This window comes from Brevibacillus sp. 1238, from assembly GCF_029892995.1.
Taxonomy (GTDB): domain Bacteria; phylum Bacillota; class Bacilli; order Brevibacillales; family Brevibacillaceae; genus Brevibacillus; species Brevibacillus parabrevis.
The window spans coordinates 242,633-254,670 of the sequence record NZ_JARXWC010000004.1; the positions used below are offsets into that span (position 1 = coordinate 242,633).

Sequence of the window (12,038 nt, forward strand, 5' to 3'; positions counted from 1 at the left end):
TCTCGATTTCCATTGACAGAGCGCACAGCAGCGAATTACAATCAAATCAAAATTTGGACGATCGTCCAAAAACGAGGTGCACAGCATGACTCCCCCTTCCAAAAGCCAAGCGAAAGCAGAAGCGAAGCGAGCCTTCCTGATCGAACAGGCAACGGCCTGTCTGGCGGAAAAAGGCTACGCCAACGTGTCTTTGCGCGATATCGCCAAGGAATCCGGCGTCTCGCTCGGCATCCTGCATTACTACTTCGCCAGCAAGGAAGATTTGCTGCTCGCTGTCATCGCAAGCTACAAGGAACGCTTGATCGACGAGTTGGAACGCGAAGTAGTCACTGCTCCCCTGGACAGTTGGCTCCCCGCACTCGTGACGGTTCTCGGGCGCAGTCTCCAAGAAGACCGCAAGCTGCATCGGCTCTGGTACGATTTGCAAGCGCAGGCTTTGTACACCCCCGTCTTTCTCGAACAAGTCCACCGCATTCGCGCCCGGCTGCACGACTTGATTGTGCGCATGCTCAGACGGCTGCAAGCGGAGCGGCAAACACCGCTCGCAATGGACGAGAACGCTGCCAGCTCGATCGTTTACTCCTTGATTGACGGCATGATCTTGCAAAGCTTGCTGGACGAAGACAAACCCGCAGCCGAAGCTTTGGCCCTTTTCCAGTTTGCAGTGCAGCATTTTCTTGCGTCGCTTTTTCCGCTTGATCAAAAATGAATGAGGTGATCCATGATGTCCGTCCTCTCTTTGCGCAATCCTGCGACTGGCGAAGTTTTTGGTTCGGTAACGGAGGCCAGCCCGGCCGAGGTTGATGCCGCCGTAGCAAAAGCACGGCGCGCCTTTGCTGCCTGGTCCGCTACATCCCTCGCTGAGCGGCTGCGCTATCTCGCTTCCCTGCGCCACTATCTCGTCGAGCACGGCGAGGAGCTGGCGCAAAAAATCAGCCAGGCAACGGGAAAAGTAACGCTTGAGGCGTACATGACCGAGATTTTTGTCACCGCTGATACGATCCGTTTTTACGAAAAGCACGCACAGCAAATGCTGTCTCCCCAGCCTGTTCCCACCCCGCTCGTGCTCTGGCCGAAAAAATCGTACATCCACTACAAGCCGATGGGCGTTGTCGCGGTCATCTCGCCGTGGAACTATCCGTTTCAGCTTGCCATCATTCCGATGCTGTCCGCGCTTGTCGCCGGAAATACCGTCATTCTCAAGCCGTCGGAAGTCACGCCGTCCACTGGCCTGTTGATCGAAGAACTGTTCGAGATTGTCGGACTGCCTGAAGGCGTCGTCACTGTCCTGCACGGCGGGCGGGAGGTCGGCAGTCGGCTTGTATCCGCCCGGCCTGACAAAATCTTTTTCACAGGTTCGGTCGCCACTGGCAAAAAAATCATGGCAGCCGCAGCGGAGCATTTGATCCCCGTAGAATTGGAATTGGGCGGAAAAGACCCGATGATCGTTTTCGACGATGCCCATCTGGAGCGCGCCGCAAACGGTGCCGTCTGGGGCGCTTTCACCAACTCCGGTCAAGTGTGCATGTCCGTCGAGCGCCTGTATGTCCACGAGCGCGTGTATTCCGAATTTTTGCGCTTGGTCACCGAAAAAACAAAAGCGCTGCGCCAAGGCTTTCCCGAGCAGGCAGAAGTCGGTTCGATGACGTCGCCGCAGCAAATCGGGATCGTCCGCGCGCACATCGACGACGCGCTCGCCGCGGGAGCCACAGCTGTCACTGGCGGAGCGATCCAAACGGACAGCATGTTCCTTGCCCCGACCATCCTGACAGGCGTCACACCGGAAATGAAAATCATGCGCGAAGAGACATTCGGCCCTGTCCTGCCGATCGTCACCTTTTCCGATGAAGCAGAAGTCATCCGTCTGGTCAATGAATCGCCCTACGGCTTGAATGCCTCTGTCTGGTCAGCCGACAAAGCAAAAGCGCAGCGCGTGGCGGAAAAGCTGTTGAGCGGAAACGTGTGCATCAACGACGTCATCATCAGCTATGCCAATCCGCACCTCCCTTTTGGCGGGGTCAAGGATAGCGGCATCGGCCGTTACCGCGGCCCGGTTGGACTGCAAGCTTTCACCCACAGCATCTCGATCATTCACGATCCCGGCTCGAAAAAGCGCGAGTTCAACTGGTATCCGTACACGCCAGACCAGCAGCTGATGTTTTCCGGGCTGACCCATCTGCTCTACGGAAAAAGGCCAAAATGGAATCTTCCCACGCTGAAAGCCATCTGGCGGGAGCTGAAACGACTGCGTTAGCAAGCCTGCTCCCCCTTATTTGATGGTTCCGTAGCCGAGAATGTCCAGTTTGACCTTGATGTTGAGATCGGCCTTCTTGTAGAGGGCCAATCCTTTTTCCCGCGTCCATTTCCCATGGTATTTCTGCCGGAGGCTTTCCTCCAAGCCAGCCGGATCGACGCCCCATTTTTGATAGTTTTTCAGCATGGTTTTCGTTTCACTTTGAATCCGCTTTTCCATTTGTTTGACCAGCTTGGTGATCTGCGGACGCTTATCCAAGTTTTTCTTTCCATCATAGCCGACGACCACGCCGCGCAGTTCCAGGTCGATATGAATGACCGGCTTTTTCGTATTGCCATTGCTCCGCACTTTTGATTTCGACCAGACGAAGTCGAAAATGATCTCTTCCATGTCGGCGTTCTCCTCCGCAGCGTCCGGGTCGCCAAACCCGAACTTGACGCGGGGGAGCCGCTTGCGTCCCAACAAACATTGCACCAGCTTCCCTTCGCGCTGCGAGTACAGTCCAATCATCTTGTCCTTTCGCAATAACGCAACTTGGGCAATCTCGATGCTCCCGTCTTGCTTGACCAAATACGGCAAATTCGGATCGCCTATATTGCTGGTCATCATGAAGACAAAATCGTGAATCGTGGAAAAAGACGAAAACGCCGTCTCCACTCTCGGACGCAGCAAGTCGTTCAAATACGTGTTGATTTCCGGCTTGTTCTTGTACTTCCCTCTGATGACATCCTCTACTTTGCCTTTGACGATGGCGATAAACACGTTTTCGCCCACAATCGGATTCCGGTACAAATCGAGCACGACTTTGCCAATCCCGCTTTTTCGGGCAAGCTCCTCGCTGAACAAAATGACGCGCAGCTGCGATAAAGTAATCGTCCGCTCCACTTTGGGAGCCAACGCCAGCATCGCTTCACTGGTCATCGAAGCCTGGGTCGCATAAATTTGCGTCGTTTCCTTGCCTTTTGCCGGAACCGGAATGGAGACCAGCACCTTCATTTGCGTATCATCGACATAGTCGAACCCCATCACGCCGATCATCGCCATGTCTTCAAGCGCCGGACGTTCATATTCGGCGGCACAGCCCGCAAGCGTGCAGGAAAGGAGTGCGATCAAAAAGAGCCAACTGCTCCATCTCATGACACCTTCTCCCCCTTTCCTCGCCGCAAAGCGTGCAGCATCAGCAAAAAGATCGGCCACAAGATCAAGCCGTACGCGAAGTAAACAGTCAGCTGGTCATACAGGTAACGTTGCGCTTCCACGGACAGAGGGCCGCGAATCATAAAGTAAGAAATCGCGGACGGCAACAAGAGATGCCATAAGCGACGTTTCCCCGCCAATTGTTCCATCCCCGTACGCGCCATCCACAAGTACGCGGTCGACGTGCTGAGAATGAGAAATACCCACAGACCGATTCCCAAATTTTCTACCCGCTCCAAAAAGGACAGCTCGACAGCCTTGAACAGATTCAAAATCGGGTAGACGAGATTCGCCACCTGCCATTCGGAAAAATACGCCACACTCGTGAGCAGCACCAACACGTAGAAGAAAACGACCGTCCATACGCCGATCAACACATGGCGCCGCGCTCTGTTCTTTTCGATGATAAACGGGTAGTAAATCAACAAAATTTCGTACCCCAGCATACTGCCTGAGGATTGGTTAAGCGCATCAAGCACACTGGCCAGATCGGTATTGAAAAGCGGAAAAATATGCGACAGCCCGCCTTTTTGAAAACCGTAATGCAGCAACACCAGCATCCACCCCGTAAAAAACAAGGCCAGCAGGCAAAATCTCGCCACGAGCTTGATTCCGCCGTTCGTAATGTACATCATGACGAGTGTCAAGCCAAGCAACGGCATGGTGATCGTCTGGTTGTTGAGCATCGAGGTTTGCAAAAGCCGGACGTATCCTTCATTCGCTGTCGATGTGTTCAGGATGGCGTAGACGATGACCAGGACGTTCAGGCAGCTGCCCAGCCACTTCCCCAGCAACTTTTCATGAATCCCGAACAGCGTATCTCCCGGGTAGCGGCTGCACAGCGCGATCATCGGAAAGACCGTCAGCGTCACAATGATTCCGAGCAAAATCGGCGCCATCCACAAGTTATAGCCCATTTTGCTGGCAAAATGAGAAAGCGACAGCAGATTGACGCCGACCATTGAATTGATGATCAGCCCGATTACATGGATCGGATTCAGGCTGTGAATCTTTCCTCTGTCCATCTATCTACTCCTCACCAACGGGCCGCGCCTGTTTGCGTTTTGCTCTGGACATGCGGTTGCGATAGACGATGAACTTCATCGGCGCGCGCACCAGGCCATTAAACAAATCCGTCCACTGGCGCGGCACACCCGGAGCCATGTAAGGAGTGCCCAAAGAGGTCAGGTTGAGCAAATGCGCAAACAAAAAAGCAAGCATCAGCATCTGACCGTACATCCCCATCATGCCTGCCATCAAAATAAAACCGTAACGAACGAGACGAATCGCGTTGCTCATCAAAAAATTGGGCGGAACAAACGAAAGCAGGGCCGAGACGGAGACGAGAACAATCAAGATGTTGCTGGCCAATCCCGCTTGAACGGACGCTGTTCCGATGACAATCCCGCCCACGATCCCGATCGTCTGACCGATTTTCGTCGGCATGCGTATCCCGGCTTCACGCAAAATCTCGATAACCAGCTCGATGAAGATCACTTCGATGACCGGAGGAAAAGGCACCTGGCTGCGCGATTCAGACAAAATCGTCAGCAAGGCGGGAGGGAGCATTTCCGGGTGAAAAGTCAGGACGGATACGTAGCTGGAAGTAAGCAAAATCGTCACAAACAGCCCGAAAAAGCGGATCATTCGCAGCAAGCTCGCCGTTAACCAGCGATTGTAGAAATCCTCGGGGCTGCTGAACATCTCCAGAAAAGAGGCCGGGCAGATCGCCGCTTCAGGGCTTCCGTTCAGCATAATGATGATTCTGCCATCCAGCAGTGCCGCTGCCACATTGTCCGGGCGACTGGTCAGCCCGAACTGGGGAAACGGCGAGTACGGCTTGTCTTCGAGCATTTGTTTCAAAACAGGCAGTCCGACGAAGCCCTGATACTCGACGTTTTGGATGCGTGTCTTCACGCGTTCGACGTTGATCTCGTTCGCGATATTTTCCAGGTACAGGACCGCTACCCGGTTTTGCGTCTCTGTGCCGATCGTGTAGGCGACAATTTTCAGGTTGGGCGTCGTCAATCTGCGGCGCAAGAGCGACAGGTTGATCTCCAGCATCTCCACAAACGAATCCTGCGGGCCGAGAACCGTCGCCTCGCTCTCCGACTTGGTAATCGCACGATGCTCGACCTGAAACGTATTGACGTGCAAAATAAGCTCCCGTTCCAGAAAAAACAGGATCGTATGGCCGCGCAGCAAATTGGCAAGCAGCAAGTCCAGGTTGCCTTCGCGACACGGCTGCGCGTAAGGAAGCACGGTCAACGGATCTCTGCCGTCCGAGCGCTGCAACGGCAAAAACACGTTTTCATACAACTGCGCCAGTTCCACCATCGTATCTAGAAAAAAAACGTGAACCTCTTCGTCATTGATCGTCAAAGCCAGGCTGCTGAGGTCATCCACGTTGTGCATTTGCTGTTTGATCATTTCCGGCGTGATTCGCTCGCCACGCGAAGGCGACGCGCCACCGCTCTTGGCTTGTGCCACTTTGAATACTTGCGCTCTCCACCAATCTGTCGGCTCCATCTTGAATCCCCCGATCTACAGGAAAATCCTTCTTACTTTGACCGATAGGTGGTGATTTTATCCATCCATAGGCGTTTTTATCCATGCAAAAACGGGAGCCTCAGCCCCCGCTTCTCGCCTTCTCATGCTATACTGTTCTCGTTTAGGCAAACTGCTTCGACAGATTCGCCATTTCAATCGCAGCCGCAGCGGCCTCCCAGCCTTTGTTGCCTGCTTTCGTTCCAGCACGCTCAATCGCTTGCTCAATATTGTCTGTCGTCAGCACGCCGAAAATAACCGGAATCCCTGTGGACAGCGACAAGGAAGCAACTCCTTTGGCCGCTTCGTTGCACACGTAATCAAAGTGCGGAGTTGCGCCGCGAATCACGGCGCCCAGCGTCACTACCGCGTCGTAACGGCCGGATTCCGCCATTTTTTTGGCAATCAGCGGAATTTCAAATGCGCCTGGCACCCATGCCACATCGACGTTTTCCTCTTCCACACCGTGGCGCTTCAAAGCATCGAGAGCGCCGCCAACCAGCTTGCTGACGATCAGTTCGTTAAATCGCCCTGCTACAATCCCTACGCGCAGTCCTGTCCCTACCAGATGTCCTTCAAATGTTCTCATTCCGTTCACTCTCCTTTGCATTATAGGTGGAGCAAGTGCCCCAGCTTCGTTTGCTTGGTTGTCAAATATCGCTGATTGTGCGGTTGCACCTGCATTTGCAACGGCACTCTTTCTTCTACTTTCAGCCCGTAGCCGTCCAGCCCGCGAATTTTGCGAGGATTGTTGGTCAAAAGGCGCATCCTGCGCACTCCGAGGTCGCGAAGAATTTGCGCACCAATCCCGTACTCTCGCAAATCGGCCGCAAAGCCCAGCTTTTCGTTTGCTTCCACCGTATCAAGCCCTTCCTCCTGGAGCTTGTACGCCTTGAGCTTGTTAATCAGCCCGATGCCGCGTCCTTCTTGGCGCATGTACAAAAGAATGCCCGCGCCCTCCGCCTCGATTTGCGCAAGCGCAGCATGCAGTTGCGGCCCGCAGTCGCATCGCTCGGAGCCAAAAATATCCCCGGTCAGGCATTCGGAGTGCACCCGGACGAGAACCGGCTTGTCCGAGTCGATCTCGCCCTTGATGAGCGCTACGTGTTCTTTGCCATCTACTTCGTTCGTATAGGCCGCGATCCGAAAATCGCCGAAGCTCGTCGGGAGATTCACTTCGATTTCTTTGTGCACATGCGATTCCGTGCGCATCCGATACGCGATCAAATCGGCAATCGTGATCAGCTTCAGCTCAAACCGCCGCGCAATCTCTACCAACTGCGGCAACCGGGCCATCGAGCCGTCTTCATTCATAATCTCGCAAATCACGCCTGCCGCAGCACTGCCAGCCATCTCCGCGAGATCGACGGCCGCCTCCGTGTGACCAGCCCGGCGCAACACGCCGCCCGCTTTTGCTATCAACGGAAAAATATGCCCCGGCTTGCGGAAATCTTCGGCTGTCTTCTGCTCATCCAGCATCGCCAGCACTGTCTGCGAACGCTCATGGGCTGAGATTCCCGTATGCGTGCTCGCCTCATCAATCGAGACGGTAAAAGCCGTCCCTTGCTTGTCTGTGTTGTCTTCGACCATCGGAGCAAGCTTCAATCTGGCCGCGCGCTCTTGCGTAATCGGCACGCAGACCAGCCCGCGCCCATGCGTTGCCATGAAGTTGATCATCTCCGGTGTCGCCGCTTCCGCCAGGCAGACGAAATCCCCTTCGTTTTCCCGATCTTCGTCATCCACTACGATAATCGCTTTCCCTTGGCGCAAATCTTCCAATGCCTCTTCTATCTGATGAAACATGGGACTTCCCTCCTCGTTCAGACAAATCCATTTTCCTGCAAAAAAGCCATGCTGATCGTCGAGCCTGCCGCTTGCCCGCTCCTTTGCTGGCCGCGATCGCCCAAAAGCCGCTCTACATACTTGCCGATGACGTCTGTCTCCAGATTCACCTGATCGCCTGCACGCCGATCCTGCAAGCTGGTCTGCGCCAGCGTGTGCGGGATGATCGACACGCTGAAATGCGTATCCGCAGCTTCCACCACAGTGAGACTGATGCCATCCACGCAAATCGAGCCGCGCTCGATGACGTATTTCAACAGCTCCGCGCTCGCTTCGATCGTAAACAGCACAGCGTTGGCGTGCGGCTGTCGCGACACGATCGTGCCTGTCCCGTCCACGTGCCCGGAGACGATATGCCCGCCAAAACGGTCGCCCAAGCGCATCGCCCGCTCCAGGTTGACTCGCTGGCCCGCTCGCAGATGGCGCAGGCTCGTCTTTTTCATCGTTTCCGGCATGACGTCGACCTGAAAATGCCGCTGCGTAAACGAAGTAACCGTCAGGCAAATCCCGTTGACTGCGATGCTGTCGCCCAGCTGCACACCTTCAAGCACCCGCTGCGCCCGGATCACGAGCTGACTCGCCTGATCGTTGCCCGTGAGCGATTCCACCGTGCCCAGCTCTTCTACCAGTCCGGTAAACATCGGCTTTCCTCCTCTTTTTACACGGTTTATAACATCGGAAAGCAGCCATCGGCCTCGGCAAAACAAAGCCGTCTGTCTCCGATTCGCTTTTTTGTCCTCACTCCCACTGTGGATAGCCGCTGATCCGCAAGTCCAGCTCATCCAGTTGCTCAACGGTCGGATTCGCCAGCTTGACCGCCTGATCCATCGTGGAAAAGCCTTGTCCTCCAAACGGTGTCGGCGCCTGACCACCGCCAATCATTTTCAGCGACACGTAGCTGATCACTTTTTGAATCGCCCGCGCCTGCAAAAACGCTCCGTTGACTGCGGCCCCGCCTTCGACGAGAAGCGAAGTGATTCCCCATTCGCCCAACGTGTCCAGCACCTCGTCCACCCTAATCTGCTCATCTGCCACGAACAGCCGGATACCTTTTTCCGCAAAAGCCTCCTGCTTCGCTTGCGCCGCAGCTTTCGTCGTAAAAATCCAGGTGGGCGCATCCGTATTTTGAATCACGTTGGCCCCGAGCGGCGTGCGCAGCTGACTGTCCCAGATGACACGCACAGGCTGTCGGCCGTGCGCTTGCCCGTCCAGTCTCGCCGTCAAAAGCGGATCGTCCGCAAGCACCGTGCCTACTCCGACCAGGATCGCGTCGTGCTGTCTGCGCAGCTCGTGCACTTCCCCCCGCGCCCGCGCTCCCGTTATCCAGCGGCTGTGCCCGCTTTCGGTAGCGATCTTGCCATCCAGCGTGCTCGCTGTTTTGATCGTCACAAACGGACGCCGCGTCGTGATGAAGTGGAAAAAGACTTCATTCAGCTTTTTCGCTTCCGCTTCATGCACGCCGACAACCACTTCCACGCCCGCTGCCAACAGCTTCTCCGCGCCTTTTCCCGCGACGAGCGGATTCGGGTCCAGCGTGGCGATCACGGCACGCCGGATGCCAGCCGCGATCACCGCCTCGGCGCACGGAGGCGTTTTGCCGTGATGACTGCACGGCTCCAATGTGACATACAGCGTAGCGCCAGCCGCTTTTTGCCCTGCCATCCGCAGAGCGTGCACTTCTGCATGAGGTTCGCCTGCACGCAAATGCGCTCCCATGCCTACTACTTCTCCGTTGTTTACCAGGACTGCACCGACGAGCGGATTGGGGCTCGTCTGACCGTTTGCCGAGCGCGCCAAATCCAGTGCCAGCGCCATGAACCGCATGTCCTGCTCCATGTAAACCTCCTCTTTCATGCACGGATTCCAGCCAATGCAAAAAGCCCTCGAAACCACTAGCGGCTCAGGGCATAAGGAAAGAAGCCTTATCGCATCCGTTTTTTGCAAAAGGGATGCCAAAAAGCATGGTCAGCTCTTCTTCCATCCGGACTTTACCGTCGGCTCTGGATTTGCACCAGATCAGTCGCTGACCGTAACGATCAGCGAGTCGCGGGCTTTAGACGTACATACGTCATTACCGCCGGTCGGGAATTTCACCCTGCCCTGAAGATTTTTGCGCTATGCAGTTTTCCAATAAAAAACGCCCACGAGCAAACGATACTCAGGGCGTAGGGAAACAAGCCTCGTGACAGTTCTGTTTTTGAAAAAACAGCCGCCGAAGCTATTGTAAGACACCTTCTCCCATCCGGACTTTACCGTCGGCCTTGGATTTGCACCAAGTCAGTCGCTATCCATACAGCAATAGCGAGTCGCGGGCTCAGACGTGCGTTCGTCATTACCGCCGGTCGGGAATTTCACCCTACCCTGAAGGCTGGTATTCAGTTAGGCACAGTATAGCACACATTTCTCGTCAACTGTCACTTTTTTAGGTGGAAGTGTCCTTTTCCTGCTCTCCGCGAGCGCGGCTACAAAATGTCCAGCAGCTCGCGCAAGTCCGTAATGTACGCTCGCGGCGAAACTTCATTGCGCTCCATGTCCGCCCGCTCTCCCTGATACGCGATAAACGCCACTTCCCCGCCGTGCGCCGCTTTTCCGTCAATCCAGGAATCTCCGACCATCGTCCACGCCGTAGCAGACCAGTTGGGGTATTGGGCGCGGATGTAGTGAATCCCGGACGGATGCGGTTTGAGTGTCGTCATCTGCTCGCGCGCGACAATCTCCTGGAAACAATCGGCGATTCCCGTATGATTCAGCGCTTCCTCGGCGGCTGCGTAGGCATTGTTGGTCAAAATGAACAAATGATACCGTTCCTTTAGGTGGGCGAGCACTTCCTTGACGTGGTCTTCCAGGACAGCCTCGTGCATCCCTGCTTTTTCAATCGCGGTCACGGCTTCCCACATCGTTTGCTCAAGCTGACTCGTCATCCGGCCCGACTTTCTGCCCATTTCGATCAATTGCGAAGCGGTGTGGCTGCGCCAGTCAAAAGTCGGCTCGCACAGCCCGTGCTCAGCCCATAAGGTAAAAATGGCCTGCTTCATTTCCAAAAAGTTGATTTTGGATTGCAGCAACGTATTGTCCATATCGAAAATGATGCCTTTTATCGACGCTCTGGTCATTGTCGGATCTCTCCCCCTTTTGCCAATGATTATTTGGTCAAGTATACCAAATTAAGAACGTTCGACTAGATACGAAAACGGGAATCAGGACTTTTTCCAATCGCAAAAGCTCGTGAACGACGCCCAGACGATCGACGATAAAAACATCATCATCCAGGGACAGGACCAGGAGAAAAACACCTCATGGAGCATGATCGGCGGCACGCTCAGCAGCCAGGAGGGCGTGATTGAGCTGACCGTCACCTGAGGTGAGCCGTAGATTTCCCCGACACCTTTTCACGGAACGAAAAAAGCGACAGCCCGCTGCTGCCGCTTTTTTGTTGTTCCCGCCATTCGCCAAGTCCGCTATGGCGCATCGTCTGCCCCTTCCATTTGCGCCCGGGGCACATCCGGCTTGCCCTCCGGATTGTTGTACAAATACTGCGGCACATCCCCGATAATCAGTGAATGCGTGATCGGGATTTTCGTGGTGATCGTCTGCTCCTCGGTGGCAAACGGGATGACGATCTGCAAATCGACCTCCACGAAAATGTAGACGGTTGCGAGCACCATGTTGATGCCCGCCTCCTTCAACTCTGTCTCCAGCTTTGTTTTCACAGAGCCGATCGGTACAAAAGTGACAGGCAAATTCGGTCCCATCTGCGCCAAAAACGTATTTCCTGTCGCCAAGCCAAGCGGAATGGTGCGATCGACTTTTTCCGTCTCAAATTCCTGAAGCTTGTTCTGCACTCGTGAAGTTGTCTCGCCGACAATTCTCGCGTATTCCCTAAAGTTAAACTGGTACGCCTGAATCTGCCCTTCGTTGTTCTTCTCGATCTTGACGATCTGGTTGAAATCGACGCCCTGCTGGGAAATTCGTTTGGTGACTGCGTCCGTAATCGCTTCTTTTGCCAATTGCTCTGCTTTTTGGGTTGCCAGGATCAAGAGCGTCGGTTCCAGCCGTTGCTGCAAAAAGACGAGTGACTGAATCGACAAAACCACAAAAATAACCAGCGCAATCAAAAACGCTTTCGTTCGAGAAAGCGGGTTCCTCCAACGCCGACGGGGTCGAAATATGGCCAATCCCGTCACCTCCCAATTGGTAC

The 12,038-nt window shown here is 54.8% G+C and carries 12 protein-coding genes and 2 riboswitches; of the genes, 3 read left to right on the forward strand and 9 right to left on the reverse strand.

Annotated elements, in window-relative coordinates; all coding sequences use genetic code 11:
• The first annotated feature begins 85 nt into the window (after nucleotides 1–85).
• Both M2298_RS12090 and M2298_RS12095 read left to right on the forward strand, forming a co-directional pair.
• The gene (locus tag M2298_RS12090; protein WP_173599633.1) at nucleotides 86–709 is read left to right on the forward strand and encodes a TetR/AcrR family transcriptional regulator; all 624 of its coding nucleotides are present in this window, start codon (nucleotides 86–88) and stop codon (nucleotides 707–709) included.
• A 15-nt stretch (nucleotides 710–724) separates the two neighbouring features.
• Entirely contained in the window at nucleotides 725–2,254 is a 1,530-nt protein-coding gene (locus M2298_RS12095; RefSeq protein WP_370641109.1) for an aldehyde dehydrogenase family protein, read from the forward strand.
• Nucleotides 2,255–2,269: 15 nt separating this feature from the next.
• Here M2298_RS12095 and M2298_RS12100 read toward each other — a convergent pair whose 3' ends face one another.
• The 8 genes from M2298_RS12100 to M2298_RS12135 all read right to left on the reverse strand — a co-directional run bounded on the left by M2298_RS12100 (nucleotide 2,270) and on the right by M2298_RS12135 (nucleotide 10,953).
• The gene (locus M2298_RS12100) at nucleotides 2,270–3,391 is read right to left on the reverse strand and encodes a Ger(x)C family spore germination protein (RefSeq protein ID WP_280648565.1); all 1,122 of its coding nucleotides are present in this window, start codon (nucleotides 3,389–3,391) and stop codon (nucleotides 2,270–2,272) included.
• Nucleotides 3,388–4,476, reverse strand: a complete 1,089-nt coding sequence (locus M2298_RS12105) for a GerAB/ArcD/ProY family transporter (protein ID WP_173596741.1) — start codon at nucleotides 4,474–4,476, stop codon at nucleotides 3,388–3,390. The genes M2298_RS12100 and M2298_RS12105 overlap by 4 nt, the downstream gene beginning before the upstream one ends.
• Nucleotides 4,477–4,480: 4 nt before the next feature.
• Nucleotides 4,481–5,980: a spore germination protein gene (locus M2298_RS12110; RefSeq protein ID WP_173596740.1), complete on the reverse strand. Its 1,500-nt coding sequence runs from the start codon at nucleotides 5,978–5,980 to the stop codon at nucleotides 4,481–4,483.
• A 142-nt stretch (nucleotides 5,981–6,122) separates the two neighbouring features.
• Complete coding sequence (gene ribH, locus M2298_RS12115; RefSeq protein WP_122964489.1) at nucleotides 6,123–6,587, reverse strand: 6,7-dimethyl-8-ribityllumazine synthase; 465 nt, start codon at nucleotides 6,585–6,587, stop codon at nucleotides 6,123–6,125.
• Between the two features lie 20 nt (nucleotides 6,588–6,607).
• On the reverse strand, nucleotides 6,608–7,801 hold the full coding sequence (locus M2298_RS12120) for a bifunctional 3,4-dihydroxy-2-butanone-4-phosphate synthase/GTP cyclohydrolase II (RefSeq protein WP_280648566.1): 1,194 nt from the start codon (nucleotides 7,799–7,801) through the stop codon (nucleotides 6,608–6,610).
• A 17-nt stretch (nucleotides 7,802–7,818) separates the two neighbouring features.
• A complete protein-coding gene (locus M2298_RS12125) occupies nucleotides 7,819–8,481 on the reverse strand; it encodes a riboflavin synthase (RefSeq protein WP_122964487.1) in 663 nt (220 codons plus the stop codon).
• 97 nt (nucleotides 8,482–8,578) lie between these two features.
• The gene (gene ribD, locus M2298_RS12130) at nucleotides 8,579–9,676 is read right to left on the reverse strand and encodes a bifunctional diaminohydroxyphosphoribosylaminopyrimidine deaminase/5-amino-6-(5-phosphoribosylamino)uracil reductase RibD (protein WP_280648567.1); all 1,098 of its coding nucleotides are present in this window, start codon (nucleotides 9,674–9,676) and stop codon (nucleotides 8,579–8,581) included.
• Between the two features lie 129 nt (nucleotides 9,677–9,805).
• Nucleotides 9,806–9,952, reverse strand: a riboswitch (FMN riboswitch).
• A 114-nt stretch (nucleotides 9,953–10,066) separates the two neighbouring features.
• Nucleotides 10,067–10,213: riboswitch (FMN riboswitch) on the reverse strand.
• Nucleotides 10,214–10,302: 89 nt separating this feature from the next.
• Complete coding sequence (locus M2298_RS12135) at nucleotides 10,303–10,953, reverse strand: HAD family hydrolase (RefSeq protein WP_122964485.1); 651 nt, start codon at nucleotides 10,951–10,953, stop codon at nucleotides 10,303–10,305.
• A 112-nt stretch (nucleotides 10,954–11,065) separates the two neighbouring features.
• Here M2298_RS12135 and M2298_RS12140 point away from each other — a divergent pair, with 112 nt between their 5' ends.
• Nucleotides 11,066–11,200, forward strand: coding sequence for a hypothetical protein (locus M2298_RS12140; RefSeq protein ID WP_256436777.1), 135 nt, complete (start codon nucleotides 11,066–11,068; stop codon nucleotides 11,198–11,200).
• A gap of 98 nt (nucleotides 11,201–11,298) precedes the next feature.
• Here M2298_RS12140 and yunB read toward each other — a convergent pair whose 3' ends face one another.
• The gene (gene yunB / locus M2298_RS12145) at nucleotides 11,299–12,024 is read right to left on the reverse strand and encodes a sporulation protein YunB (RefSeq protein WP_122964484.1); all 726 of its coding nucleotides are present in this window, start codon (nucleotides 12,022–12,024) and stop codon (nucleotides 11,299–11,301) included.
• Nucleotides 12,025–12,038: the final 14 nt, after the last annotated feature.